22 protein-coding genes and 1 pseudogene are annotated in these 25,967 nt (G+C 75.0%); 22 read left to right on the forward strand and 1 reads right to left on the reverse strand.

The features are described from left to right. From ACIQ87_RS05460 to ACIQ87_RS05480, 5 genes and pseudogenes are all read left to right on the forward strand, one after another. Positions 1 to 540, forward strand: a pseudogene (locus tag ACIQ87_RS05460) (maturase); the annotation flags it as partial. A 97-nt stretch (positions 541 to 637) separates the two neighbouring features. Further along, positions 638 to 904, forward strand: a complete 267-nt coding sequence (locus ACIQ87_RS05465; protein ID WP_402401897.1) for a hypothetical protein — start codon at positions 638 to 640, stop codon at positions 902 to 904. Next, the gene (locus ACIQ87_RS05470) at positions 892 to 1,026 is read left to right on the forward strand and encodes a hypothetical protein (protein ID WP_392881942.1); all 135 of its coding nucleotides are present in this window, start codon (positions 892 to 894) and stop codon (positions 1,024 to 1,026) included. Before ACIQ87_RS05465 ends, ACIQ87_RS05470 begins: the two co-directional genes overlap by 13 nt. 116 nt (positions 1,027 to 1,142) lie before the next feature. Further along, positions 1,143 to 1,277 (forward strand): hypothetical protein, encoded by a 135-nt coding sequence (locus tag ACIQ87_RS05475; protein ID WP_402401900.1) that lies wholly within the window; start codon positions 1,143 to 1,145, stop codon positions 1,275 to 1,277. After that, positions 1,274 to 2,413, forward strand: a complete 1,140-nt coding sequence (locus tag ACIQ87_RS05480) for a methyltransferase domain-containing protein (protein ID WP_402401903.1) — start codon at positions 1,274 to 1,276, stop codon at positions 2,411 to 2,413. Before ACIQ87_RS05475 ends, ACIQ87_RS05480 begins: the two co-directional genes overlap by 4 nt. 675 nt (positions 2,414 to 3,088) lie before the next feature. Here ACIQ87_RS05480 and ACIQ87_RS05485 read toward each other — a convergent pair. Then, positions 3,089 to 4,099, reverse strand: coding sequence for an aldo/keto reductase (locus tag ACIQ87_RS05485; protein ID WP_402401906.1), 1,011 nt, complete (start codon positions 4,097 to 4,099; stop codon positions 3,089 to 3,091). Positions 4,100 to 4,425: 326 nt separating this feature from the next. Between ACIQ87_RS05485 and ACIQ87_RS05490 the strand changes: the two genes are divergently transcribed. From ACIQ87_RS05490 to ACIQ87_RS05570, 17 genes are all read left to right on the forward strand, one after another. Then, entirely contained in the window at positions 4,426 to 7,695 is a 3,270-nt protein-coding gene (locus tag ACIQ87_RS05490) for a hypothetical protein (protein ID WP_402401909.1), read from the forward strand. Then, entirely contained in the window at positions 7,692 to 8,402 is a 711-nt protein-coding gene (locus tag ACIQ87_RS05495; RefSeq protein ID WP_402401912.1) for a Pvc16 family protein, read from the forward strand. Before ACIQ87_RS05490 ends, ACIQ87_RS05495 begins: the two co-directional genes overlap by 4 nt. After that, entirely contained in the window at positions 8,399 to 10,555 is a 2,157-nt protein-coding gene (locus tag ACIQ87_RS05500; RefSeq protein WP_402401915.1) for an ATP-binding protein, read from the forward strand. The genes ACIQ87_RS05495 and ACIQ87_RS05500 overlap by 4 nt, the downstream gene beginning before the upstream one ends. Positions 10,556 to 10,767: 212 nt before the next feature. Then, a complete protein-coding gene (locus ACIQ87_RS05505) occupies positions 10,768 to 12,300 on the forward strand; it encodes a phage tail sheath family protein (protein ID WP_402401918.1) in 1,533 nt (510 codons plus the stop codon). A 60-nt stretch (positions 12,301 to 12,360) separates the two neighbouring features. Next, positions 12,361 to 12,801 (forward strand): phage tail protein, encoded by a 441-nt coding sequence (locus ACIQ87_RS05510; RefSeq protein WP_030290301.1) that lies wholly within the window; start codon positions 12,361 to 12,363, stop codon positions 12,799 to 12,801. Further along, a complete protein-coding gene (locus ACIQ87_RS05515) occupies positions 12,798 to 13,283 on the forward strand; it encodes a hypothetical protein (RefSeq protein ID WP_402401920.1) in 486 nt (161 codons plus the stop codon). Before ACIQ87_RS05510 ends, ACIQ87_RS05515 begins: the two co-directional genes overlap by 4 nt. Beyond that, positions 13,280 to 13,438 carry a DUF6760 family protein gene (locus ACIQ87_RS05520; protein WP_181970396.1) on the forward strand — a complete coding sequence of 53 codons (159 nt, stop codon included), beginning with the start codon at positions 13,280 to 13,282 and terminating at the stop codon, positions 13,436 to 13,438. The genes ACIQ87_RS05515 and ACIQ87_RS05520 overlap by 4 nt, the downstream gene beginning before the upstream one ends. A 1,724-nt stretch (positions 13,439 to 15,162) precedes the next feature. Then, the gene (locus ACIQ87_RS05525; protein ID WP_402401923.1) at positions 15,163 to 16,947 is read left to right on the forward strand and encodes a hypothetical protein; all 1,785 of its coding nucleotides are present in this window, start codon (positions 15,163 to 15,165) and stop codon (positions 16,945 to 16,947) included. 82 nt (positions 16,948 to 17,029) lie between these two features. Further along, positions 17,030 to 17,455 (forward strand): phage tail protein, encoded by a 426-nt coding sequence (locus tag ACIQ87_RS05530; protein WP_402401926.1) that lies wholly within the window; start codon positions 17,030 to 17,032, stop codon positions 17,453 to 17,455. 51 nt (positions 17,456 to 17,506) lie between these two features. Beyond that, on the forward strand, positions 17,507 to 18,268 hold the full coding sequence (locus ACIQ87_RS05535; RefSeq protein ID WP_402401929.1) for a LysM peptidoglycan-binding domain-containing protein: 762 nt from the start codon (positions 17,507 to 17,509) through the stop codon (positions 18,266 to 18,268). After that, a complete protein-coding gene (locus ACIQ87_RS05540) occupies positions 18,265 to 20,043 on the forward strand; it encodes a VgrG-related protein (protein WP_402401932.1) in 1,779 nt (592 codons plus the stop codon). The genes ACIQ87_RS05535 and ACIQ87_RS05540 overlap by 4 nt, the downstream gene beginning before the upstream one ends. A gap of 75 nt (positions 20,044 to 20,118) precedes the next feature. Then, on the forward strand, positions 20,119 to 20,430 hold the full coding sequence (locus ACIQ87_RS05545) for a PAAR domain-containing protein (protein ID WP_402401935.1): 312 nt from the start codon (positions 20,119 to 20,121) through the stop codon (positions 20,428 to 20,430). A 79-nt stretch (positions 20,431 to 20,509) separates the two neighbouring features. Continuing rightward, entirely contained in the window at positions 20,510 to 20,947 is a 438-nt protein-coding gene (locus tag ACIQ87_RS05550) for a GPW/gp25 family protein (protein WP_392921661.1), read from the forward strand. Beyond that, on the forward strand, positions 20,947 to 22,905 hold the full coding sequence (locus tag ACIQ87_RS05555; RefSeq protein ID WP_402401938.1) for a putative baseplate assembly protein: 1,959 nt from the start codon (positions 20,947 to 20,949) through the stop codon (positions 22,903 to 22,905). The genes ACIQ87_RS05550 and ACIQ87_RS05555 overlap by 1 nt, the downstream gene beginning before the upstream one ends. Continuing rightward, positions 22,902 to 23,465, forward strand: coding sequence for a phage tail protein (locus ACIQ87_RS05560; RefSeq protein WP_402401941.1), 564 nt, complete (start codon positions 22,902 to 22,904; stop codon positions 23,463 to 23,465). Before ACIQ87_RS05555 ends, ACIQ87_RS05560 begins: the two co-directional genes overlap by 4 nt. 3 nt (positions 23,466 to 23,468) lie before the next feature. After that, positions 23,469 to 24,782: a zinc ribbon domain-containing protein gene (locus ACIQ87_RS05565; RefSeq protein ID WP_402401943.1), complete on the forward strand. Its 1,314-nt coding sequence runs from the start codon at positions 23,469 to 23,471 to the stop codon at positions 24,780 to 24,782. 28 nt (positions 24,783 to 24,810) lie between these two features. Continuing rightward, complete coding sequence (locus ACIQ87_RS05570; protein ID WP_402401946.1) at positions 24,811 to 25,830, forward strand: winged helix-turn-helix domain-containing protein; 1,020 nt, start codon at positions 24,811 to 24,813, stop codon at positions 25,828 to 25,830. Positions 25,831 to 25,967 lie beyond the last annotated feature (137 nt).

A 25,967-nucleotide genomic window follows, 5' to 3' on the forward strand; every position in this document is an offset into this window, starting at 1 on the left:
CTGCTGGCCGGCGACGTCCACCGACTGAACCGGCTGCACTGGGTCATGCAGTCCTCGCTGCTGTGCTCCCTGGCAAACAAGCACCGCTCGACCGTGTCGAAGATGGCCCGCAAGTACAAGGCCACCATCGAAACCCCGGCCGGGCCACGCAAGTGCCTCCAGGCCAGCATCACCCGTGCCCCGAGCAGCAAACCACTGGTCGCCCGGTTCGGCGGCATCCCACTCCAACGCAGAAAAGACGCGGTCCTCAAGGACCGTGACCCTGTCCAGGCAGTCTCCGCACCACGCCAACGCGAGTTGGTCAGAAGGCTGTTGACCGGCATCTGCGAGCTTTGCGGAGCGACCGAGGACATCGCGGTCCACCAAATCCGCAAGCTTGCCGATCTCGACCTCTTCGGACAGGAACAGCCCAACTGGGCTGCCGACATGGTCAGGAGGAGACGAGTGACCCTACTCGTCTGCCCAACCTGCCACAACGGCATCCACGTTGACTGCGAAAGCGCACCTCACGGAAGTCACTGGAGAGCCCGTTGCGGTTAACGTCGCACGACGGGTTCGGGAGGAGGCCGCTGGGAAAAGGACCAGCCCACACGCTGGCACCTCGCCCGGCGGCCCACCTCACGCTGGACGCCGCCGCGTGACCGCCGACCACCGGCGCCCGACCGGGCCGGCCGACCCGATCATGCGCACCTACACCGAGCCGGAGGTCGCCTCCCTGCTCGACGAACTCCGCGAGCGCGGCCGCAGGTTCGGCCTCATCTGGCCCTCCCTCGCCACGGACCGCGTGGTCGACGGCCGCGTCCTGGTCCGCTTCGGCGCGGCGCCGGCCAGCACCGTGCTCAACCTCCTCGCGGTCCTCCGCCACTACGAGTACGAGAAGGCCGAGGTCCCGTGCGACTCCTGATCGACCTCGCCCTTCCCCTCCTCCTGCCCTTCGCCATCGCCGTCGTCGGCCTCGGCGCGGTCGCCGTGCTGCGGATGCCCAGCCGCCCGGACTCCATCCGGGGTCACCGGCCGGCGTCCTGAAGTTCCACGCAGGAAGTCGGCCCCGCCGACTTCCTGCGACGTACCGAACCACCCGTCCCGAGCTGTGGGTCGAGGTCAATCGCTCCTACATGCCGGACCGAGAAAGGAAGTTGACCATGGGAGACGAGAACAAGGGCGGCCCGAACGACGGTCAGAGCCCCGGGCACGCCAAGCCCGGTGGCCCGGTCATCGGCCCGAAGCCGTCGTCGGACAGCCAGAAGCCCGCCCCCGACCCGAAGCACAAGAAGTGAACGCCGACGAGCAGCGGGCCGCGCTGGTGGCCGCGCTGATCGAGAAGGGGTCGCTGACCGCGGACTGGGCTCCGTCCGTGGCGGCCGTTCCGCGGCACGCGTTCCTCCCGGAAACCATCTGGGTGGACGAGGCGGACGGCGACCACGAGTGCAACCGCTCCACGGAGCCCGAGCGGTGGATGCGGCTCGCCTACAGCGATCTGCCGATCATCACGCAGTGGGACGACGGAGCCGAAGGCCACGCCCGCATCACGCCCACGTCGTCGGCGTCCATGCCCACCGTGGTCGTCGAGATGCTGTCCGACCTGGACGCGGAACCCGGCCACCGGGTGCTCGAAGTCGGAACGGGCACCGGGTACAACGCGGCCTTGCTGGCGCATCGCCTGGGAGCCGAGATGGTGTCCACCGTCGAAGTGGACGCCCAGGTCACCGCGCGGGCGCGCACCGCACTGCGCGGCGCCGGCTACGCGCCGGAGGTCGTGTGCGGAGACGGGGCGCTCGGGTGGGGCGTGCGCGCCCCGTACGACCGGATCATCTCCACCGTGTCACTGCGGCACATCCCGCCCGCCTGGCTGAACCAGACCCGGCCGGGCGGGGTGATCGTCAGCCCGGTCTCGCCGCTGTTCGGCGGCGGCGCGGTCGTCCGCCTCACGGTGGACGAGGACGGAACCGGCGCGAGCGGCCGGTTCACCCGCTCGTCCGCCTTCATGCTGCTGCGTCAGCAGCGCTATGAGGGAGCCCCGGTGGACGACTACCTGCCGGGGGAGTGGCCGGGTGACTCCGGTCAGTCCTGGACGAAGCTCGACCCCGAGGCCATCGGGGACGACTGGTTGGCGCAGTTCGCCTGTGCCCTCGCCCTGCCGGACGTGTTCTACCGGCGCAACGGGTTCGGCGAGGGCTGGACGTGGTGGCTGTTCGACACGGCCGTCACCTCCTGGGCGACCGTGGACTCCACGCCCGGGGAGTCCCGGTTCGAGGTCCGCCAGTCCGGGCCGCGCCGACTCTGGGACGAGCTGGAGGCCGCCTACCACCGGTGGGAGTCCGCCGGGCGCCCCGGGTACGAGCGGTACGGGCTCACGGTGACCCCCGCCGGACAGACCGCCTGGCTGGACGAGCCCGACAACCCTCTGAGGTGACGGCCGGGGCGCGGGGTCCCTGAAGTGACGACCCGTCACCTCCCCGCGCCCTCCAGTAGCCGTCCGGCCGATCATGTGGCCGTCGCCTGATCTACTCGTTGTGCCGGGCATGGGGCGAGGAGAACGCGGCGAGCTGTCGGACGCGGAGTGGGAGCTGCTGCGGCCGTTCCCGCCGGTGTCCGCCGCACCAGCCCGGAAAGGAGAATGAGGCCGGGCCGCCCGCCAGCGCAGGGGATCACGAGACGGACGGCCGTCGGGCTCGGACGAGGAGTGGGCAAGGCGGTTGGCGAATGTGTCAGCAGGGTCGAGCGCGATCTTCAGCAGTGACCCGAGGGCCGCCTGCATCTCGGCAACCCCCCCACCGGGTTGTGACTGCTCTCCGCTCGGTCGCCGAACTCGCCCAGTTGGTCCGATCGTTGACTATCGACGCTGCCAAGAGATTCCGCGGGTAGAGGACAAGGCGTCGTGGTCGGCGGGGTGGCCGGTGCCCACGGGCACGTTCCGCTGCGCGTGGCCCTGCTGCTGGCCGCGGTGGCGGGCATCCTGCTCACCGCGCTGGCGAGCAGCGCGCGGACCGTGCCGTTGCGCGCGACCGCCCGCAAGCACCGCCGGGCCGAGCGCAGGGCTGTGAAGGCCGAGGCGAAGGACCCGTCGAAGGTCAGGCGGTCGCCCGGACTACCGGGAGCCCGCCCCAGGGTGCGGCTTGTAGAAGGACTCTTCCAGGTAAGCGGCCTCGTGCGGCTGGTAGGGCTCCTCCAGGTAGGCGGCCTCGTCTTCGTCGAGTTCGACGTCCACCGCGGCGACCGCGTCGGCCAGCTGGGCCGGCTTGGTGACCCCGACGATGGGCGAGGTCACCGCCGGGTTGCGCATGACCCAGGCCAGGGCGACCTGGGCCGGGGACAGACCCCGCTTGCCCGCGATCTCGTGGACGCGCTCGGCCACTGCCTGGTCCTCGTCGCGGTAGAGGATCCTGCCGCCCTCGTCGGTCTCGGCACGCGCAGTGGCGGTGTCCCGGGCCCGCGTCAGCCTGCCCCGCGCCAGCGGGCTCCACGGGATCACGCCGATGCCCTGGTCGGCGCAGAGCGGGAGCATCTCCCGCTCTGCTTCCCGGTGGATGAGGTTGTAGTGGTCCTGCATCGACACGAACCGGGTCCAGCCGTTCAGGTCAGCCAGGAACAGGGCCTTGGCGAACTGCCAGGCGTACATGGAAGAGGCTCCGATGTAGCGGACCTTCCCGGACTTGACCGCGTCGTGCAGTGCCTCGAGGGTTTCCTCGATCGGGGTGTCGTAGTCCCAGCGGTGGATCTGGTACAGGTCGATGTAGTCGGTCCCCAGTCGCTTCAGGGAGGCGTCGAGCTCGGCGAAGATCGCCTTGCGGGACAGCCCGGCGCCGTTCGGGCCGGGGCGCATCCGCATCCAGACCTTGGTGGAGAGAACAACCTCCTCGCGCTGGGCGAAGTCCTTGACCGCCTGGCCGACGATCTCCTCGCTGCTTCCGGCGCTGTACCCATTGGCCGTGTCGAGGAAGTTGACGCCGTTCTCAAGGGCCTGCTTGATGATGTCCCGGCTGGCGTCCGCGCCCAGCGACCAGGGCTCGCCGCCCCGGTCCGGCTCGCCGAAGCTCATGCAGCCGAGGGTGATGGCGGAGACTTCCAGTCCGGTCGTTCCGAGTTTGATGTATCGCATGCTTCCGAACCTAGGAGGTGGAGTGCGCTCTAACGCAATACGTTTCGGTCCGGGATTCGGAGGCGTGGGGCATGCGGGCCCGCACAGGAAGTCGGCCCGGCCGACTTCTCGTGCGAGGCGCGAGGCGCGAGGTGCGAGGCGCGAGGCGAGCGGTGCGAGGTGCGAGGCGAGAGGCGAGAGGCGAGCGGTGCATCGGCCGGTGCGGGCCGGCTGCCCTTTGGGGACATCGGCTCTTACCCCCGCCGAGGGTGCCCGGGCTCTCCCGCGACGCGCCCGCAGCGGGGACACTGCGGGGGAGACCGCCCCTGCAACCTGTGAGGTCGAGCGTGATCGGCGCCACCGCCACCCCCCGCTCCGTCCGGCGGCCGGCCAGGGCCGCCGTCGCGGTGCTGCTCGCGCTCGCGGCGGCCCTGGTGACCCTGACCGGCGCCGCCCCCGGTGGGCCGGGCGCCGCGGCCCCGGTGGCCGCGGTCGACCCGGCGGCCGGGCGGATCCTCTTCGCCGGCACCGACCACCGCGGCCTCGGCAAGGTGACCGGCGCGGAGTCGAGCACCCCGCTGTTCGGGCCCGGCCCGATCCACTTCGACCGGGACCCGTCGGCCCGCGGCGACGAGGTGGTCTTCACCAGCCTGCGGGACAGCCCGCTGCCCCAGGTGTACCTGCGCGACGCGGCCGGCGCGGTGCACCGGCTCACCACCGGCATGGACACCGCCCACCCCGCGCTCGCCCCGGACGGCAAGGGCGTCGTCTTCGAGGCGCTGGAGGACCGCGGCGGCGACAGCAAGCCCCAGCACGTCCTGTGGGCCGTCAACCGGGACGGCAGCGGGCTGCGCCGGATCACCGACGGCGCCGCCGACGAGACCCACCCGACCGTCTCGCCCGACGGGAAGTGGATCGCCTACTCCTGCGACGGCGAACCGTCGCACCGTCAGATCTACCTGCGGTCGTTCACCGGCGGCGCGCCCGTCAAGGTCACCAACGTGACCAACGGGGACGCGGTCGACCCGACCTGGAACCCGGTCGACGACGACGCCCACCGCAACGAGATCGTCTACACCTGGGACCAGGGTGCCCAGGGCCGGACCCTGATGCTCACCTCGCCCACCGGCGGCGACAAGGCCTTCTTCCCCGGTACCGGCTCCACCTGGAGGACCGGCTCCGCCGCCTGGACGGCCGACGGCACCGGAGTCGTCTTCCTCAGCGCGGACCTGCTCGACCCCAACAACCCGAGTCCGCAGCCCGACCCGACCCGGCCGCCCGTGGTGAACCTCTACAGTGCTCTGACCTGCAACTGCAGGGCGCCCGAACTGCTCTACCGGGCCGACCGGTTGATCTCCTCGCCGACCTGGCTGGGCCCGCAGCAGGGCGGCGGCCCCGTCGTCGAGCAGACCAGCGCCTCGGGCTCCAACGTCGCCGACGTGGAGGACATGCGCCCCGACGGGTCCGACCCGCGCGACCTCGGCATCAGCGTGCTCCGCGAGGACCCGGCCGCCGACGGCAACACCAGCACCGACCCGGCCGCCGACCCGCTGTTCCACCCCCGCCCCGGCTTCGACCCCTGGTACGAGCGCCAGACCTACACCCCCGACGGCCGCCAGATCGTGGTGACCCGCTACGAGGACGGGCCCGCCGGGCGGATCCAGCGGATCTGGCTCGCCGACGGCGACGGGGCGAACCCGCAGCCGATGAACCTCGCCGGGCGCGGCCCCGACGACCGGGACACCGATCCGTCGCTCTCCCCGGACGGCAAGCTGCTCGTCTTCAGCCGCAGCGCCCCGGCCACCGACGGGCAGCCCGCCCGGCCCGGTCGCGTCCTGATCGCCGAGGTGGCCACCGGGCGGATCGTCGGCACCGTCCAGCCGCCCGCCGGCCGGCCGGGCGCCTCCGACGGCCAGCCGTTCTGGTCCCCCGACGGCAAGCTGATCGCCTTCTCCCGGACCGCCGTGATCGACGGCAACGCCGGCAACCTGCACGTCTGGACCGTCTCCGCGGACGACCTCACCCGGCAGACCGACCTCAGCCGGACGGCCTGCCCGGGCAACTGCGCCGTCATCGACGACAGTCCCGCCTTCGCCCCCGACGGCCGCCGGATCGCCTTCAACCGCAAGGCCGGTGACGGCGGGAACAACCACCAGGACGGGGTGGTGGTCACCACGCCGACCGGCGCCGACTGCACGGTGATCGTGCCCGCCGGGCTCGGCGCCGGTGCCTGCACCCGGCCGCTGCCCGACCGCCCCACCACCGGCCCCTTCCAGCCCCGCGACGTCGCCTGGACGGCGAACAGCGCCCAACTGCTGATGACCTCGCGCCGCGACGCGCCGCCGAGCTCGCCGGAGGGCCTCAAGGTCTACGACTTCGCGACCGCCAGGCTCACCGAACTCGACTGGCGGCTGCCGGGCCGCCAGAAGGAGCCGGCCGTCCAGCAGTCCGTCGACCTGTCCGTCAGCGTGCCCGAGCGGACCCCGGCCGTCCCCGTCGACGGCAGCACCGACGTGACCGTCACCGTCACCAACAAGGGCCCGGCGCCCTCGCCCGGCACTGTCCTCACCGTCTCGGTGCCGACCGGCGCCCGGCTCGGCAAGCTGACCACCCCGACCGGAACGTGCGACGCCGCGGCGCTGCGCTGCGAACTCGGCACCATGGCACCGCGCGCGGTGATCCGGATCACCGCCACCCTGATCGGCACCCGGCCCGGCTACCCGGACTTCGGCTGGAGCGTCACCGGAGCGGTCCAGGACCCGAACCCCGACGACGACTCCGCCCGGACCTTCCTGCCGGTGCTGGAACCGCCGACCCCCACCCCGACCCCCACCGCCACCCCGTCACCGACGGCCACGCCGACCCCGACACCGACCCCGACACCGACACCGACCACCCCCGCACCCAGCCCGACCGCCACGCCCACCCCCGCCCCGCCGCCGCCCCCGGCACCCGCCCCGGTACCGCCGCCCCAGGCCGGTCCCACGATCGCGGTCGACGCCCAGCCGAACCCCGGCTACGTCGGCGGCCACGTGACCGTCAGCTACACCGTCCGCAACACCGGCCAGGCCCTCGCCACCGGTCTGCGCCTGACCCTCGGCCTGCCCGCCGGAGTGCCCACCGAGGCCCTGCCCTCGGGCTGCCGGGCCGGCACCTGCACGGTGAGCGACCTGGCCCCGGGCCGCAGCGCCGTGGTCCGCGTGGTGCTCTCGCCCGTGGCGGCGCTGGACACCACCATCACCGCGGAGCTGACCACCACCGGCACCGACGCCACCCCGGGACCGCACCGGGCGAGCACCCCGCTGCGCATCCTCCAGCCCCGCATCGTCGCCGTGCCGCCGATCGGCAAGCCCGGCTTCGTCACCTCGGTGCGCGGCGTGGACTTCCCGCCCGGAACGCCCGTCCGGTTCACCTGGAACCCCGGCATCACCGCCGCGGCCGCGCCCACCCGCCCCAAGTCCGACGGCACCTTCGCCGGCCAGCTGCTGATCCTCCCCAAGGACGAGACCGGCCCGCGCACCATCACCGCCGAAGGCCCCGGCTTCTCCCCGGTGACCTGCCCCTTCCTGGTGGTGGAGGGCAGCATCGGCCCGCCCGGAGAGGTGGAGCGGCGATGATCCACGAAGTCGACGAGGCACTACGGCAGTTGCTCGCCGAGACCGGTCTGCCCGAGCGCGGGATCGAGGTGGTCTTCGACGCGCCCACCCGGGACTTCGCGGCCCGGCGCAACGCGCCCACGGTCAGCGTCTTCCTGTACGGGCTGCGCGAGGACGCCGGCCGCCGGCAGACCGGCACCGTCGCGGAGTACGACGCGGACGGCCTGGTGACCGGCCACCGCCCCGCGCCCCGCTGGTTCGAGCTGGCCTACCTGGTCACCGCCTGGACCAACCGTCCGCAGGACGAACACCGGCTGCTGGCCGAGGTGCTGCAGTGCCTGACCGCCACCGACACCCTGCCCGCCCGGCTGCTCACCGGCAGCCTCGCGGAGCTCGGACTGACCGTCGCGCTGGACATCGCGGGGCGTGACACCGGCCTGCCGTCGGTGTCCGACGTCTGGTCCTCGCTCGGCGGCGAGCTGCGGCCCTCCGTCGACCTGCGGGTGCTCGCCCCGCTGCCCGGCGAGCGCGGCCCGGCCGGGCCGCCGGTCACCGAGGGGCTGGTGCTGCACGCCGGCGACACCACCCCGGCCGGGCCGCCGCCCACCGACGGGCCGGGCCGCCGACTGCGCTACCAGGGCGCCGACGACCCGGGGCCGGACGGCTTCGCCGCGCCCAGGGAACGCGGGCTGCCGCCCGGCCGCCGGCCGCGGGGCAGGGCGCGATGACCGTCGACCTCGAACAGCCGGTGAACGACGCGCCGCACGCCGACCAGTCACCCGGACCGCATCGCGACCACCTCTGGGAGCGGCTGCAAGGCGTCGAGCAGCGGGTCCGCGCCGCGGTGCGCGAACGCCGGGCCGACGACCCGGACCCGGACGACCCGTACCGCGGCCAGTACCTCGGCCCGGAGGCGGTGGAGCGCATCCTGGCGGCCTCCGCCACCGTGCACGGGGGCACCGGGGGCGTCGGCGACGGGCCCGCGCCGCCGCCCGGCTCCCGGCTCGGCCGGCTCGCCGCCGCCTTCGGGCTGCTCCCGGTGGACCTCGACCTGCTGCTGGTCGCCCTCGCCCCCGACCTCGACTCCCGCTTCGAACAGCTCTACGGCTACCTCAACGACGACCTGACCCGCCGCCGGGCGACCGTCGGCCTCGCCCTGGAGCTGTGCGGACAGCCCGGGGCCGGCGCCGGCCGCTTCCGGTTCTCCGCCCGCGCCCCGCTGGTCGCCGGCGGCCTGCTGGAGGTCACCGAGCCCGACCGCCCGCTGCTCTCCCGCACCCTGCGCGTCCCGGACCGGGTGACGGCCCATCTGCTCGGCGACGGCGAGCCGGACGGCGCCCTCGCCGGGCTGGCCCGCCGCGCCGAGCCCCGCTACCGGCTGCTCGACGAGCGGCCCGGCGAGCGGCTCCACGAGGGGCCCGACGATCGGCCCGGCGAGCGGCTCCACGAGCAGCCCGGCGACCGGTTGCGCGCGCTGGCCGCGAACGGCGGGTTCGTCCACCTGCTGGACCGCAGCGGACACGCCGCCCCGATCGCGGTGGCCGCCCTCGCGGCCGACGGCCCGCCGCCCCTGGTGGTCGACGCCGCCGCGCTCGCCGCCCGCCCGCCGGAGGCCACCGTACGGGTGCTCGCCCGCGAGGCCCGGCTGGCAGGGGGAGGCGTGGTGCTCGGACCGCTGGACCGGCTCGAACCCGAACGGCCCGAGCGGGCCGCCCTGTTGCGTGAGCTGTGCGCGGCGCTCGACGGCGTCCCGCTGGTCGTGCACGGCCCGCAGGTCTGGGACCCGATCTGGGCCGCGCGGAGCCCGGTGGTGGTGACCGTCCCACCGCCGGACGCCCGGGTACGGGCCGAGCAGTGGGCCGGCGCGCTCGGCGCGGAGCTGGACGAGGAACTGACCGAGGCGGTCGCCGCCTACCGGCTGGACCGGGAGCAACTGGCCCGCGCGGCCTCGGTGGCGGCCAGGACGGCGGCCGCCGAGCGGCGCCCGGTGCGGGCCGAGGACCTGCGGACGGCGGTGCGGGCGCAGAACGCCGCCGGCCTGGCCCGGCTCGCCCGCCGGATCGAACCCGGGGTCGGCTGGTCCGACCTGGTGCTGCCCGCCCCCACCGCGGGCCGGCTGCGGGAGCTCGTGCTGCGCGCCCGGCACCGCGACCAGGTGCTCCGGCAGTGGCGGATGCGCCCGGGCGGCGGCCGGGGCAACGGCGTGATCGCCCTGTTCGCCGGGGAGTCCGGCACCGGCAAGACGATGTCCGCCGAGGTGGTCGCCGCCGAACTCGGCATGGAGCTGTACGTGGTGGACCTCTCCACCGTGGTGGACAAGTACATCGGCGAGACCGAGAAGAACCTGGAACGGATCTTCACCGAGGCCGCGCAGGTCAACGGCGTCCTGCTGTTCGACGAGGCGGACGCGCTGTTCGGCAAGCGCTCGGAGGTCAAGGACGCCCGCGACCGGCACGCCAACGTGGAGACGGCCTACCTGCTGCAGCGGATGGAGTCCTTCGACGGGATCGCCGTGCTGACGTCCAACCTGCGGGCCAACCTCGACGAGGCGTTCACCCGCCGGCTGGACGTCATCGCCGAGTTCCCGCTGCCGGACGAGGCGCAGCGGCGCCTGCTGTGGGACCGCTGCCTGGGGCCGCTGGTGCCCCGCGGCGACGACCTCGACCTGGACTACTGCGCCAGGAACTTCGAGCTCACCGGCGGTTCCATCCGGGCCTGCGCGGTCTCCGCGGCCTACCTGGCCGCCGGGACGGGTGCCCCGCTGGGCATGGCGCAGCTGGTCTCGGCGGTGGTCGGCGAGTACCGCAAGCTCGGCCGGCTGGTGCTGGCGAGCGAGTTCGGGCCGTGGCTCGGCCGGCTCGGGGACACCGGGCACGGCTGACCGGCTGACCGGCTGACCGGATGCCCGGCTGCCAGGTCGCCGGGGCGGGCAGGGCAGCCGGCGCGTCTGGGAGGACGTACGCAGGTGTCCGCCGGGGGCAGCGCTTCCTGCCCCCGGTCCGGGACCCGCGGACATGTTCCCGGGGGTGCCCGGGCAGCAGACTCGGGGGCGAATGACCGGCGAATAGCGGTGGTCCAGCCGAAGGAGCGCGTATGCCGTCGTACCTCACCCCGGGCGTGTACGTGGAGGAGGTCCAGTCCGGTGCCCGGCCGATCGAGGGCGTCGGCACGGCCGTCGCCGCCTTCGTCGGCTTCGCCGAGACCGGGCCCTTCCACGAGCCCACACTGGTGACCAACTGGGACCAGTACGTCCAGCGGTTCGGCGGCTTCACCGAGGGCACCTACCTGGCGCACTCGGTGTACGGCTTCTTCGCCAACGGCGGCGGCTCCGCCTACGTCGTGCGGGTCGGCGACCCGGCCCGGCAGGCGCCCGGCGCCGCCCCCGCCGTCACCGCGGCCCCGCCCGTCGAGATCTCCGGGTTCCTGTTCTCCGCCCTGCCCGGGGCGGGCGGCGAGGTGTCCGTCGAGGTCGCCGACGCGGAGGGGGAGAACGTCCCCGAGGACCGCTTCCGGCTGCTGGTGCGCCGGGGCGCCGAGGTCGTCGAGACGTACGACGTCTCGACCCGCAAGAGCACCAAGGGCTACGTCGTCACCCAGCTGCGCGAGTCGAAGCTGGTCGCCGTCGCGGAGAAGCCCGGCACCGCGCCGAGCCGCCCCGAGCGCCGCACCCACGCCCTGGCCGCCGCGCCCGCGCCCGCCGCCGTCCCGGCCGGCCGGCTCGACCCGGCCGAGTACGTCGGCGACGCCGCCGCCCGGACCGGCTTCGGCGGCCTGGAGGCGATCGACGAGATCACCATGGTCGCGGTGCCCGACCTGATGAGCGCCTACCAGCGCGGCGACATCGACGACGAGGGCCTGCGCACCGTCCAGCTGGCCGTGATGTCGCACTGCGAGCAGATGGGCGACCGGATCGCCGTCCTGGACCCGCCGCCCGGCCTGAACGCCCAGCGGATGCGCACCTGGCGCAACGAGGAGGCGGGCTTCGACTCCCGCTACGCCGCGCTCTACTACCCGTGGATCAAGGTGTTCGACCCGGCGAGCGGCCGCAACGTGCTGGTCCCGCCGAGCGGCCACGTCGCCGGGGTGTGGGCGCGCAGCGACGCCGAGCGCGGCGTGCACAAGGCGCCCGCCAACGAGGTCATCCGCGGCGCGGTGGACCTGGAGCTGCGCCTCAGCAAGGGCGAGCAGGACCTGCTGAACCCGATCGGCGTCAACTGCGTACGGACGTTCCCCGGGCGCGGCATCCGGATCTGGGGCGCGCGCACCCTCTCCTCCGACCCGGCGTGGCGCTACCTGAACGTGCGCCGGCTGTTCAACTACCTGGAGGAGTCCATCCTCCTGGGGACCCAGTGGGTGGTCTTCGAACCCAACGACGACCGGCTGTGGTCCAGCATCCGCCGGAACATCACCGCGTTCCTCACCGAGGAGTGGCGGCGCGGGGCCCTGTTCGGCCAGACCGCGGCCGAGGCCTTCTACGTCAAGTGCGACCGCGACAACAACCCGCCGGAGTCCGTCGACCTCGGCCAGGTGATCTGCGAGATCGGCGTCTCCCCGGTGAAGCCCGCGGAGTTCGTGGTGTTCCGGCTGTCCCAGTTCTCCGACAGCACGAGCCTCGTCAACGAGTGACCGGCCCGGTCGGCACCACCACCCCTCGGCACCCCTCGCATCGGAAGGTGACAGAAACCCATGGCTGAAGGCGATCCGCTCTCCACACATATCTTCGGCGTCCAACTCGGCGGCTACAACGTCGAGTCCGTCAAGGAGATCAGCAACCTGACGGTCGAACAGGACGTCGTCGAGTACAAGCAGGTGACCCAAGAGGGCAAGCTGATCGTCCGCAAGCAGCCCGGCGCCCGGCTCCCCGGCGAGGTGACCATCACCCGCGGCCTGGACAAGAGCGGCGCGTTCACGGACTGGATCAAGGAGACCCTCAACAACGGGGCGATCAACACCGCGCGGCAGAACCTGACCATCGAGGTCAAGGACACCACCGGTGCCACCCTGCGGCGCATCCAGCTGACCAACGCCTGGGCGAGCCGCTGGGAGGGCCCCACCCTCAGCGCTGGCGAGTCCAGCGCCGCGACCGAGACCGTGACCATCGTGTTCGAGGAGATCTCGGTCGAGTGAGGCGCAAGATCGGCCTGGAGGAGCTGCTGGAAGGGGCCGCGGCCCCACAGCACGCCGCGCCCCAGCAGCAGGCCCCGGCGGCAGCGGCGGCGTCGCAGCCCCGGGGACGGGCGCCGCACACCGAGTTCGAGTTCGAGCTGCCGCTCGGCTACGTCGACGACGAGGGCACCGTCCACCGGCACGGCGCCATGCGCCTGGCCACCGCCCGCGACGAGCTGATGCCGCAGATCGACCTGCGGGTCAAGGAGAACCCGGCGTACCTCAGCGTGGTGCTGCTCAGCCACGTGATCACCAGGCTGGGCGACATCACCGACGTGCACACCGGGGTCGTCGAGCGGATGTACGCCACCGACGTGGCCTTCCTCCAGGACCTCTACCAGCGGATCAACAGCGAGGGCCACACGCGCGCCGCGGTGACCTGCCCGCACTGTGACGGCGCCTTCGAGGTCGACCTCGCCGGTGGGCGCCTGGGGGAATCGTGACGTACGCGCCTGCTCGGCTGTACGAGGAGATCGCGTACATCGCGTACCACTTCCACTGGCAGCGGGAGGACATCCTGGACCTGACCCACCGCGAACGCGGGCAGTGGGTCAGGGAGATCGCGCGGCTCAACACCCGCATCAGCGAAGGCGGGTGAGCCGGGTGGGGCTTCGGGACTGGATCGGCCGCCGCAGGGGCGGCGAGACCGGTGCTCCGGTCGGCGTGCAGGCCGAGGCGGAGGCCGGCGTGGAGGCCGGCGGCGCCACCGGGGAGGCTGTTCTCCGGCGCCGCCCGGCGGCCGGAGCCGGGGACGGGGGCTGGCGCGCCGTCGCGCCGCTGGTCCCGACCCTGGCCGGGCCGGCCCACGGCGTCAGCGACGGCCTGGCGTTCCGGTCCCGGCTCACCGCCTGGCAGGACCCCTCGCTCTGCGGCCCGCTCGGCCATGCGGTCCTGCCGACCGCCCCGGTCGGCATCCTGCGGGCGGTGGCGAGGCCGGGCCTGCCTGCCCCCGCCCGCACGGGCGGGGACGACCTCGTCGTACCGGTGCTCCCGGAGCAGGCCGGGGCCGGAGAAGCGCCGCAGGACGGGCCGTCGGGCGCGGCGCGGCCGGCCGCACCGGTCCAGCGCTCCGTCCGGCTGCGGCGGCTTCCGGTGCGGTCGGGGCACCGCCCGCCGCGCGCGGGCGGGGGCGAGCGGCAGCCGGCCGTGGCCGACGGCGGTGCGCCGAGGCCCGCTGCGGCGGCGCCTGTCGCGCCCGCGCCCGGTGGGTCGAAGTCCGCTGTGGCGAGGGCCGGTTCGTCGAAGGCCGCTGCGCCGAAGGCTGCGGCGTCGCAACCCACTGCCGTCACGCCCGATGCCGCGGCGGCGCCGAGTGCGCCGGCTGCCGTCGGGGTGGCCCCCGAGGCGGTCGCGGCCTCCCCGCGTCCGAACGCCTCCGTGGCCCGGGCCGTCGAGCGTCCGGTGCGTCCGCGTTCCGTAGGCGCTCCGCTGGTCGTGGCGAGGCGCCCCAGGTCGCTGCCCGCGCGCCCGGTGGCGGCCGTCCCGGGAACGGTCGGGGCGCCGGGCGTCGTCACCGAGCCGACGGCCCGGGGCGCTGACACGCCGACGCCCGCCGCGATGACGGAGACACCGGCCGACGGTACGCACCCTCCCGCGAGCGGCGAGGCCGCCGTACGGACGGCGCCCGGCCCGGCGGCGACGTCGGCGTCCGGGTCCGCGTCCGGGGCCGCGTCCGCGCGGAGCGGGCGGGCCGAAGGGGTGGTCCAGCGTGCCCCCGCGACCGGCACCGCCGCGGCACCCGCCCGCCCGGTCCTCGGCGCGCCCCTGGCCGCGCTGCCCGCAAGCGCCACACCACTGGCCACCGACGGTGCCCGGTCCGCTGACGCGGCCTCGGGGGCGCCGGCCATGCCCGTGGTTCCCGTTCCCGTTCCCGCCGCCGAGGCGGGGTCTCCCGCCGTCGGGACGAGCGGGCCCGACGCCGCCCGGCCCTCCGGAGGCGGGAGCCGCGACGCCACCGCCCCGGCCCGCCGCACCCGTACGGCCGGTGGCCCGGCAGGCCAGGTACCGGCCCGGCCCGAGCGCGGGAACGCCGGCGGCGCGTCCGTCCAGCGCACGCCCTCCTCGTCACCGACCCCCGAACGCGCCGCGCCGGCCCGGCCCGCATCGACCCCTGCCCGCGCGAGCGGGCCCGTCGAGGGTGTGTCCGTACAGCGCGCGGCGTCCGGCGCCGCCACTCCGTCCCACACCCCGTCTCACGGTCCGTCGGCGCCGGTCCGGCCCGATTCGGCTCCTGCCCGTGCCGAGGGCGTGTCCGTGCAGCGTGCGCCGTCGGTACCGCTCCAGCCCGCTCCCACCTCTGGGAGCGGGAGCGGGAGCGGGCCCGTGGAGGGTGCATCCGTCCAGCGCGCGTCCTCCGGGGCCGCCACTTCCTCGGCGCCGCTGCCGCCCGATCCGGCCCCTGCCCGATCGCGCGGGGGCCTGGGCGCGCCGCTCGACGCGCTGCCGCCGACGGCGGCCGTGGCCGGTGCCGCCGCGCCGCTGCTCGGCGGGCGCCGACCGGTGCAGCGGATCGCGGCTCCGGCGGCGGACGGCGGCGTGCCCGCCGTCGTCTCGCCGGCGGCCGGCGAGGGGCTGCCCGTCCAGCGCGCCACCGGGCGCCCGGGCGACAGCCCGTCCGAGACGGCTGCCCCGACCCAGACCGGCCATGACGCGCGACCGGCAGGCCCGGCCGCCCCGGCAGACCCGGCCGCCGATGGCAGCGGGCGCCGCAGGCGCGGACCGGCAGCCGGACGCCCCCTGCCCTCCGCTGCCCCACAGGGGGCTGTGAGTGCCTCCGCCGCCTCGCCGTCCGGCAGCGGCAGTGGCCCGGAGCGGCGGCCGGATGCCGTCGTGCGGCCGGCCGCCGCCGGGGCGCGCCCGTCGAGTGTCCCGCCCCGAGGCGGCACCGCTCCGATGCCCACGGTGACGGTGCCCGCCCGTCCCGCCTCCGGCGGCCTCGGCGTGCAGCGGGCCGTCCAACTCATCGGCGCGCGGCGCGGTTTGCTCGGCGAGCGCCGGATGTCGGTCGCCCTCGCCGCCTCGGCGACGCCGCCCGCGACCGCTGCCGGCGCGCCCGCCGGCCCCGGGACGGCGCCCGCCCGACCCGTGGTCCCGGCCGTGTGGTCCAACGCGCTCACGTCCCGCACCGACGGCGAACCGGCCGCCGCGCCGACCCCGGCCGCACCGCGGCATCCCGCGCGCTCACACCCGCGGCGCTCGCCCGGCGCCGGGGGCAGCGGCACCGCAACCGGGCAGTCGGCCCCGCGGGCAGTGCCCTCGCGCGGCGTCGTGGCTGCCGTGCAACGCGCGTTCTCCCGCCGCCCGTCGGACCGGACCGATCGCCCGTCGACGCCGGGAGGTCCGTCGACACCCGCAGGCGCGACCGCGGCCCCGACCGCGGCCCCGACCGCAGCCGTGCCCGCGTACGCGCCGCACCTGCTGCCCGGTCGAACCCGTGCCGCGGCCCCGGGCGCGGCGGCTCCGGGCACGACTGCCCCGGCACTGCCGCGGCCCGGCATCACCAGCCCGGGCCACCCGGCCCCGCAGGGCGCCCCCCGTTCGCCGTCGGCGTCCACCGCGCGCCCGCCGGTCGTCCGGCTCCGGCCGGTTCCGCCCCCGGCGGCCCAGTCGATCCAGCGCCTCCCGGCCACCTCCCACCCCCCGCAGCCCGCCCCGGCGCAGCCGCCCACTCTCGCGTCCCCGGCGGGCGCGGGCTGGTCGGCGGGCCCGCAGCCCGCCGCCGCGTCCGCCCCCGCCCCCGTGGTGTCCTGGTCCCTGCCGGCCGGGCAGGCCGCGAACACCCCCGCCGTACGGTCCGCACCGCCCGCGCGCTCCGTCCCGCCCACGCCCGGCACGGCCCGGGTGCTGCAGCGGGTGGCCGAGCAGAACGGCCTGGCCGGGATCCCGCTGACCGCCGTACCCGCGCGCACCCCCACCACGGTGCAGCGGGCCGGGGCCGCGGAACCCCCGGCGAAGGCCCCCGAGGGGCCGCACGCCAAGCCGTCCGCCGACCCGGCCGACCTCGACGAACTGGCCCGGCGCCTGGTCGAACCCGTGGGGCGGCTGCTGCGCACCGAGTTGCGCAGGGGCCGGGAGCGCAGCGGCAAACCGTACGACATGCGCCGCTGAGCGCGGGCCGCGACGCGGACCCAGGTGAACGGCCGCCAGAAGGCCGCAGCAGCGACGTGACCGGAAGCAGGGAGCAGAAGCGATGACCGACAACATCTTCGCGTCCAGTGTGTTCTTCAGTCTGACCATCGGCGGCAACGACCTCGGCGAGTTCACCACCTGTTCGGGGCTCGGCGCCCAGGTCGAGATCGAGCAGTACGCGGAGGGCGGCAACAACGGCTTCGCGTGGCAGCTGCCGGGCCGCATCACCTGGTCGAACATCACGCTGAGCCGCGCGGTCACCGCGGACACCACCAAGATCGCCCGCTGGCTGTCCGAGATCGTCCGCAAGGTCGAGCCCAAGGACGGCGAGATCGTGGCGCTACGGCCGGACCTGAGCCGGATCGTCGGCTGGCAGGTGATGGGGATCGTCCCGGTGCGCTGGGAGGGGCCGTCCTTCGACCCCGCCAACTCCCAGGCCGCGATGGAGACCCTGGAGATCGCCCACGCGGGCCTGCGCCCCTCCTGACCTCACCCCCCCGGAACCCACCCACCCCCGACCGACGGAAGGAGCACCAGGATGTCCCCAGCGGTCCCCGCCAGCGTCACCCGGGCCCAACTGACCATCATGGAGCCACCGTCCACGGTCGGCGCCCAGCCCGGCGGCACGCTCGCCCAGCTGCGCCTCCAGTTCAACCCGGCGACCCTGCGGCTGAGCAAGACCACCGAGTGGCGGCGCACCCCGTCCCGGATGGCGGGGGAGTCCGCGCTGCCCGAGTTCGTCGGCAGCGGCCCGCGCTCGCTCTCCCTCGACGTGTTCCTGGACTCCACCGCGACCCACGACAACTCGGTGGAACGGGCGGTGGAACAGCTGATGACGGCCTGCGTGCCCACCCCGGCCAGCCTGGCGCGCAAGACGCCGGCCAGCCCGTGGATCCGGCTGGACTGGGGCACCCTGAAGACCACCTCGTTCAACGGGGTGCTGACCGGCCTCTCGGTCACCTACTCGCTCTTCGACGTCGACGGCAAGCCGCTGCGGGCGGTCTGCTCGCTGACCATCGACGAGGCCAGCGTCGACCCGGCCGGGCAGAACCCCACCTCCGGCTCCCCGGAGGCCCGCAGCACCCACCGGGTGATCGCGGGCGACAGCCTGCCGATGCTCGCCTGGCGTGCGTACGGGGACGCCACCGCCTGGCGCACCATCGCCGAGGCCAACGACATCGACGACCCGATGGCGCTCGTCCCCGGCGCGGACCTGATCGTGCCGGGCATCGAGGAACTCACCCAGAGCCGCGCCGGGAACCACACCCGGAGCGAACCCACCCAGGGCGGACGGCCATGACCACTCCCGAGGCCCGCGGCGGCCGCTCCTTCGCCGCCGATCCCGTCGTCGAGGCGCCGGGCCCGCTGCCGCCGATCTGGGTGACCCAGCTGGTCTCCTGCGACATCGAGGAGAGCGTCGGCCTGCCCGACACCGCCGTGCTGTCCTTCCGGGACGCCAACCACGCCTTCCTCGCCGCCACCGGGATCACCATCGGCACCCCGCTGAAGGTCTCCGTGGTCACCGTGCAGGGCAACACCCGGGCACGGCTGTTCACCGGCGAGGTGACCGCGCTGGAGCTGGAGGTGGACACCACCGGCTCGTACACGGTGGTGCGGGCCTCGGCGGTCACCCACCGGCTGATGCGCGGGCGCCGGGTGAAGGCCTTCCGGAACATGACGACCGCCGACATCGTCCGCGAGGTCGCCACGGGCGCGGGCCTGACCTGCGGCAGGATCGACTCCTTCCCGGTCGTCCACCAGCAGCTCTCCCAGGCGAACGTCCCGGACTGGGACTTCCTCCAGTTCCTGGCGCAGGAGAGCGGCGCCCAGGTGCGGGTGGACGACGACGGGAAGCTGGAGTTCGTCCGGCCCGACCCGGCCTCCGGCGCACCGGCCCCCTCCACCCCGGCCCCGCAGAACCCGCTGGTGCTGGAGTACGGCCGCAACCTGCTGGAGCTGCGCGGCGTGCTGACCGGCGCCGCGGGGGCGGACACGGTCGAGGCGCGCGGCTGGAACGTCACCACCAAGAGCGCCCTGGTCGCCACCGAGCCCGCGGTGACCTCCCGTACCGTGCAACCAGGCATGAGCCCCTCGGTGGTGGCCTCCGCGTTCCCCGGCCAGGCCCGGCTGACCGTCGCCGACACCCCGTACCGCACCCAGGCGGAGACCGCCTCGGTGGCCCGGTCGCTGGCCGCCTCGGTGGCGGCCGGGTTCGGCGAGCTGGAGGTGGTCGCCGAGGGCAACCCGCGGCTGCGGGCGGGCACCGCCGTCGCCCTGGGCAACGTCGGCGCCGCCTTCTCCGGCCGCTACACCGCCACCGGGGTGCGCCATCTGCTGGAACCGTTCCGCGGCTACCGGACCACGGTGGTGGTCAGCACGGCCCCCGACCGCTCCCTCGCCGGGCTGACCAGCGGCGGCAACGCGCCGCCGCGCGGGCCCCGGATGCCCGGCCTGGCCGTCGCCGTGGTCACCGACGTCCGGGAGCCCGGCGGCGGACAGCGCGGCTGGGTGAAGCTCAAGTTCCCCTGGCTGGACGACACCTACGTCTCCGACTGGGTACGCACCGTGCAGTGGGGCGGAGCCGGCGGCGGCGGCGTGGTCAGCCCCGAGGTCAACGACGAGGTGCTGGTCGGCTTCGAACAGGGCGACCTGGACAGCCCGTACGTGCTGGGCGGGCTCTACAACGGCGTCGACCGGCCCTCCCCGCACGACGTGCCGCTGGTCGACGGGGCCTCCGGCAAGGTCAACCGCCGTTCCGTGGTGTCCCGTTCGGGCCACCGGATGGAGCTGCTGGACGTGCCGGGCGGCAAGTCCGGCGTCCACCTGGCCAGCGGTGACGGGAAGTTGGAGGTCAGCCTGGACCAGCAGCGCGGCGAGATCGTGCTGACCGTCCACGGCCTCGGCGGCGCGGCCGGCAGCACGGTGCGGCTCTCGCCCTCCGGCATCACCCTGGACGCGGGCACCGGCGCGGTGAACGTGCGCGGCGGATCGGTCACCGTCCGGGGGACGACCTCGGTCACCGTGGACGGCGGCGCCGAGGCGGTGCTCAAGGGGGCCTTCGTCAGGATCAATTGATGCATCGTCAACAACCCATGGCAGTATGACGAGTGCCCACGACCAACGGGGCACCATCGGAAACGGAGACCGCACATGCCCCCCGCAGCCCGGACCGGCGACCTCACCGACCACGGCGGCGCCCTGACCACCCCGCCGCCGGGCGCCCTCAGGGTGGCGACCGTGCTGATCGGCGGCCGCCCCGCCGCGGTGGTCGGCAGCGTCCACGCCTGCGTCGTCCCCCCGCACCTGGCCCTGGGCCCCGGCAACGTGGTGCTGCCCTCCCCGGGCGCGGTGACCAGGGGAATGGTGCTGATCGGCGGCCTGCCCGCGGCCCGCATGGGCGACAAGACGACCTGCGGCGCCACCATCACCGTCGGCGCGTTCAACGTGCTGATCGGGGGCTGAGCATGAGCGAGCGAAGCGAGCGAATCATCAAGAGGTGCGCGTGGGCGAATGCCCCTGCCGAGCGCAGCGAGGTGGGAGCATGAGTGGGAGCTTCATAGGCCGCGGCTGGGCCTTCCCGCTGCGGGTGAACGCCACCGGCGGCATCGGCATGGTGGAGCGGGACCAGGAACTCGCGGAGGCGATCCGGCTGATCCTCGGCACCGCCCCCGGCGAGCGGCCGATGCGGCCCGAGTTCGGCTGCGGCATCCACGAGTACGTCTTCGCCCCGGGCGACAGCACCACCGCCGGGCGGATCGCCCGCGAGGTGCGGATCGCGCTGGAGCGCTGGGAGCCGCGGATCGAGGTCGACGACGTGGTGATCGCCTTCGACAGCGTCGAGGAGGGCACCCTCTACATCGACGTCCACTACACGGTGCGGGCCACCAACGACCGCCGCAACCTGGTCTTCCCCTTCTACACCATCCCGGAGCACCCGGAGGCCGAGCCGCTGAGTGCGACGAGCGGGGGTGCGTACTGATGGCCCTGCCCTCCCCGAACCTGGACGACCGCCGCTTCCAGCAGCTCGTCGACGAGGCCAAGCGCTACGTCCAGCAGCGCGCCCCGGAGTGGACCGACCACAACGTCTCCGACCCGGGCGTCACCCTGATCGAGACCTTCGCCTACCTGGTGGACCAGCTGCTCTACCGGCTGAACCGGGTGCCGGAGAAGAACTACGCCGCCTTCCTCGACCTGCTCGGCATCCGGCTCTTCCCGCCCGCCGCGGCCCGGGCCGAGGTGGACTTCTGGCTCTCCGCCCCGCAGCCCGAGACCGTCCTGCTGCGGGCCGGCACCGAGGTCTCCACCCTGCGCACCGAGACCGACGACGCGGTGGTCTTCTCCACCGCCGAGGACCTGCCGATCGTCCCCAGCTCGTTGGAGCGGCTGGTCACCGTATCCGCCTCCGGCGAGCAGTCCGACGGCACGGCCCGGCTGGCCGACGGCGCGGACGTGCCGTGCTTCCAGCCGCGCCCGGTCGCCGGGGACTCCATGCTCTTCGCCCTGCCCGCCGTGGTGCCGCGCTGCATCCTGATCGTCCGTCTGGACAGCCGGGTGGAGGGCGTCGGCGTCGACCCGCGCCAGCCTCCGCTGGCCTGGGAGGTCTGGGACGGCGCGCGCTGGATCGCCTGCGAGACGGGCAGCGACACCACCGGCGGCCTCAACCGGCCCGGCGAGGTGGTCGTCTTCGTGCCCGCCGGGCACACCGCCTCGGTCGTCGCCGGGCGGCGGGCCGGCTGGCTGCGCTGCCGGGTCACCGAGCCGCAGCCGGGCCAGCCCTTCTACTCCGAGTCCCCGACCATCCGGCGGGCCGAGGTGTTCACGGTCGGCGGCACCGCCACCGCCGTCCACGCGCGGACCGTCACCGACGCGCCGCTCGGCGCCTCCGAGGGCGTCGCGGGCCAGCGCTTCCGGCTCGCCCGGCCGCCGGTGCTGCTCGACGGCGAGCCCCCGGTGGTCGAGGTCGCGGCCGGCGAGGGCTGGGAACGCTGGACGGTCGTCGAGCACTTCGGCGAGTCCTCGCCCGCCGACCGGCACGTGGTGCTGGACGCGACCACCGGCGAGTTCCTCTTCCCGCCCGCGGTCCGGGAGCCCGACGGCAGCCTGCGCGCCTTCGGCGCCGTACCGCCCAAGGGCGCCCAGCTGCGCGTCCCGCGCTACCGCACCGGCGGTGGGATCGCCGGCAACGTCGCCCGCGGCACCATCACGGTGCTGCGCAGCTCGGTCCCGTACATCGCCCGGGTGGACAACCGGGAGGCGGCCCGCGGCGGGGTCGACGGCGAGACCGTGGAGAACGCCAAGGCCCGCGCCCCGCACCAGCTGCGGCTGCAGGAACGTGCCGTCACCGCCGGGGACTTCGAGCTGATCGCCCGGCAGGCCGCGCCGTCCGCCGCCCGGATCAGCTGCGTGCCCGCCGGCGGCGCCGAGGCCGGGGCGGTGCGGGTCCTGGTCGTCCCCGACGCCGTCGCGGACGAGGGCGACCGGCTGCGCTTCGAGCAGCTGATCCCCGACGAGCAGATGCTGGCCGCCGTCGCGACCGCCCTCGACGAGCGGCGGCTGATCGGCACCCGGCTGGTCGTGCAGCCCCCGTCCTACCAGGGCGTCACGGTCGTCGCCCGGCTCACCACCGGCTCCGCCGACCCCGACCGGGTCCGCGAGGAGGTGCTCGCCGCGCTGTACCGGTACCTCAACCCGCTGCGCGGCGGAGCGGACGGCACGGGCTGGCCGTTCGGCCGGGCGGTGCAGTACGGGGAGGTGTTCGCGGTGCTCCAGCGGGTGTCCGCCGTCGCGGGCGTCGAGGAGGTACGGCTGTTCCCGGCCGACCCGATCACCGGGCGCCGGGGCGCCCCCGCCGAGCGGGTCGAGGTTCCGCCGGACGCCCTGGTCTTCTCCCACCAGCACCAGGTCGTGGTCACCACGGCCGCCGAGGGGACGGCATGACCAGGGCCGCCGTACCAGGGCTGCCCAGCCCGCACCCGATCGGTGAACTGCTGCCCGCGCTGTTCGCCGACGACGACTTCGCCCAACGGTTCACCGCGGGCCTGGACACCGTCCTCGCCCCGGTCTTCGCGACCCTGGACAACCTGCCCGCCTACTTCCGGCCCGGCCTCGCGCCGGCCGACTTCCTCGACTGGCTGGCCTCCTGGGTCGCGGTGGAGGTCGACCCGGCCTGGCCGGTGGAGGTGCGCCGCGCCGTGGTCGAGCGCGCCGTCGAACTGCACCGCTGGCGCGGCACCCGCCGCGGTCTGACCGAACGCCTGCGGCTGGTGCTCGGTGCCGGAGCCGAGATCGTGGACGGCGGCGGTGCCTCCTGGTCCACCGACCCGGGCGCCGCGCTGCCGCCCGCGCCGGGCGGCGAGGTGCTGGTCCGGGTCTGGCCGCTGCGCGGACCGGCGCCGGACGAGAACCAGGTGCGGTCCGTCGTCAGGGCGGGCTGTCCCGTCCACCTCACCTGCCGGGTGGAGATCCTGCCCGGCCCACCCGGGCGAACGGAGGGCTGACGGATGCCGGTGTGCCCCGAATGCGGAACGGCCAACAGGGAGGGGGACGACTTCTGCGGCAACTGCGGCGCCTACCTCGGCTGGTCGCGCGGCACCCCCGCCACCCCGGCGGCGGCGCCGACGGCCGCGCCCGCGGCGGTGCCCGCACCCGCGAAGGCCGAACCCGAGCCTGAGCCGACGCCCGTACCCTCGGCGGAGCCCGCGCCGGCTCCCGCGCCCGCCGAATCCACCCGGCGGAGCGGCTTGCGCCGGACCGCACGCAGCGGGCCGGCGGCCGAACCGGCGGCCACGGCGGAAGCCGGGACAGAAGCCAAGACGGAAACCACGGCGGAAGCCAAGCCGGAGCCCAAGCCGGAGCCCAAACCGGAGGCCAAGGCGCAACAGCCGCCCGCCCGCCCGGCGCCCGTCGAGGCCCCGGCGCCCGTCGAGCCCGCGCCCGCCTCCGAGCCCTCCCGCCCGAGCCCCACCCCCGTACGGCCCGCCCCCGTACGCCCGGCGCCCGCGCAGACCGCCGCTCCCGCCCCCGCCCCGCAGGCCGACCCGGTGGCCGTCCAGCCCGCCAAGCCCGTGGCCCCGCGCCCCGTCAGCCGGCCGGCCGAGACCGTCGAGACCCAGGACGGCCCGCCCTGCCCCCGGTGCGGCACGCCCAACCTGCCCGAGCGGAAGTTCTGCCGCCGCTGCGCCGCACCGCTGACCCCCACCGCGGCCGCGCCCGACCTGCCCTGGTGGCGCACCCGCTGGCCGTTCCGGCGCCGGGTGCGGATCGGCGGCTCGGGCAACGCGCTGCGCCGCACCATCGCGCTGCTCGTGCTGGTCGCGCTGGTCGTCGCCGGGATCCTGCTCTACCCGGCCGGCAAGGTCGCCTTCCAGGACGTGCTGGACAAGCTCCGCGGCACCGCGCCGATCACCCCCTCCGCCACCACGGCGAGCGCCGCCGTCGAGGGCCACCCGGCCGGCGCGGCCGACGACGGCCTCACCAACACCTACTGGGGCGCACCCGCGATCGGGGACTCCGTCACCTTCTCCTTCCGCACCCCGTTCCGGCTGGTGGACCTGATCGTCCACACCGGCCCTTCGGCGGACCAGCAGCAGTTCCGCCAGCAGGCCCGCCCCGTCGTCGTCTCCATGGAGGTCACCTCCGAGGACGGCACGGTGCACACCGAGCAGGTCGCGCTCAACGACCAGCCGGGCCCGCAGACCGTGCCGACCGGGATCAGCGACGTCACCCAGGTGAAGCTCACCGTCCGGGAGGCCGCCGGGACCGGCCCCGGCCGCGCCATCGCGCTCTCGGAGGTGGAGTTCTTCAAGCGCACCTGACCCTGGCGCGCGCTACCGGAGGGAAACGATGGTCTACCGGATCCACTTCACCGCCGAGGACCTGGCCAGGACCCGGCCGGCGGAGCCGATGCCGTTGTCCGAACTCATGGCCGCGGCAAGGGCCCTGCAGGAGCGGAGTCAGGCGGCGCGGCTGGATCCGTGGCGGCGGAGCGTCCTCGCGGGCATGCCCGACGGTGCCCGCATGGCGCTGTCCCTGGTCCCGGCGGACGGCTGGGGGCCGACCTTCCTGATGCCCGCGGTGGCGGGCCACCCGGAGGAACTGCTGGAACGCGTACGGGCCACCCCGCGCCGGCTCGTCGAGGCGGAACTCGCCGCGATCGCCGAGCACCAGCCCGTCCCGGGGTGGGCCCGCCACCTGGCGGACGACCGGGCGCTGCGCGAGGAACTCGCCGACAGCCTCGGGCTGCTCTACGAGCACCTGGTCGGCGGCCACTGGCCGCAGCTCGTCGACCGCCACGCCGCCGACCGCTCCGTGCGGCTGCGGCAGTTCCTCGGCGGAGGCGTCGAGCTCCTGCTGGCCGGCGCCAACCCGCGCTGGATGCGCTGGAACCCGCCGGTGCTCGAAGTCCGCAGCGGGGTCGACCACGACCTGCACCTGCGGGGGCAGGGCGTCCTGCTGGGCCCCTCGGTGTTCGCCACCCGGGCCATGGTCAGCGACGACGCCCACGGCCTGCCGCTGCCCGTGATCACCTACCCGATCGACGACAGCCGGCCGGCGGGCTGGCCGGCCCTGCTCGGGCCCGACCGGGCCCCGGCGGGGACGGCGGCCGCCCTGTCCGCGCTGCTCGGACAGACCCGGGCCGCCGTCCTGCAGACGATCGCCGAACACCCCGGCTGCACGACGAAGGAACTCGCCGCGCTCGCCGGGACCACCCCCTCCAGCGCCAGCGAGCACGCCACCGTGCTGCGCGAGGCCGGCCTCATCCGCACCGCCCGGTACCGCAACACCGCACTGCACAGCCCGACCGCCCTCGGCCTCGGCCTGCTCGGCGACGGCCCCGAACCGCCCGGTACCGACCCGTCCTGAGCGGTGCGGCCCGCGCACTCACACCAGCAGCGGCCCCCCGCACCGCCGGGCGCCGTCCTTCATCGCCATCAGGTTCGCCGTGACGTAGGCCCCAAGCCGCTGGACGGCCGGCGGATCGGCGGCACGGTGGTCGGCCA

Source organism: Kitasatospora sp. NPDC096204, assembly GCF_044763205.1.
GTDB lineage: Bacteria > Actinomycetota > Actinomycetes > Streptomycetales > Streptomycetaceae > Kitasatospora.

Bases quoted from the DNA above. Each gene is read 5' to 3' on its own strand.
- ACIQ87_RS05475 (WP_402401900.1), top strand. From the start codon at position 1,143: ATGGGAGACGAGAACAAGGGCGGCCCGAACGACGGTCAGAGCCCCGGG.
- ACIQ87_RS05485 (WP_402401906.1), bottom strand. From the start codon at position 4,099: ATGCGATACATCAAACTCGGAACGACCGGACTGGAAGTCTCCGCCATC.
- ACIQ87_RS05495 (WP_402401912.1), top strand. From the start codon at position 7,692: ATGATCCACGAAGTCGACGAGGCACTACGGCAGTTGCTCGCCGAGACC.
- ACIQ87_RS05500 (WP_402401915.1), top strand. From the start codon at position 8,399: ATGACCGTCGACCTCGAACAGCCGGTGAACGACGCGCCGCACGCCGAC.
- ACIQ87_RS05505 (WP_402401918.1), top strand. From the start codon at position 10,768: ATGCCGTCGTACCTCACCCCGGGCGTGTACGTGGAGGAGGTCCAGTCC.
- ACIQ87_RS05510 (WP_030290301.1), top strand. From the start codon at position 12,361: ATGGCTGAAGGCGATCCGCTCTCCACACATATCTTCGGCGTCCAACTC.
- ACIQ87_RS05530 (WP_402401926.1), top strand. From the start codon at position 17,030: ATGACCGACAACATCTTCGCGTCCAGTGTGTTCTTCAGTCTGACCATC.
- ACIQ87_RS05535 (WP_402401929.1), top strand. From the start codon at position 17,507: ATGTCCCCAGCGGTCCCCGCCAGCGTCACCCGGGCCCAACTGACCATC.
- ACIQ87_RS05540 (WP_402401932.1), top strand. From the start codon at position 18,265: ATGACCACTCCCGAGGCCCGCGGCGGCCGCTCCTTCGCCGCCGATCCC.
- ACIQ87_RS05545 (WP_402401935.1), top strand. From the start codon at position 20,119: ATGCCCCCCGCAGCCCGGACCGGCGACCTCACCGACCACGGCGGCGCC.
- ACIQ87_RS05550 (WP_392921661.1), top strand. From the start codon at position 20,510: ATGAGTGGGAGCTTCATAGGCCGCGGCTGGGCCTTCCCGCTGCGGGTG.
- ACIQ87_RS05555 (WP_402401938.1), top strand. From the start codon at position 20,947: ATGGCCCTGCCCTCCCCGAACCTGGACGACCGCCGCTTCCAGCAGCTC.
- ACIQ87_RS05560 (WP_402401941.1), top strand. From the start codon at position 22,902: ATGACCAGGGCCGCCGTACCAGGGCTGCCCAGCCCGCACCCGATCGGT.
- ACIQ87_RS05565 (WP_402401943.1), top strand. From the start codon at position 23,469: ATGCCGGTGTGCCCCGAATGCGGAACGGCCAACAGGGAGGGGGACGAC.
- ACIQ87_RS05570 (WP_402401946.1), top strand. From the start codon at position 24,811: ATGGTCTACCGGATCCACTTCACCGCCGAGGACCTGGCCAGGACCCGG.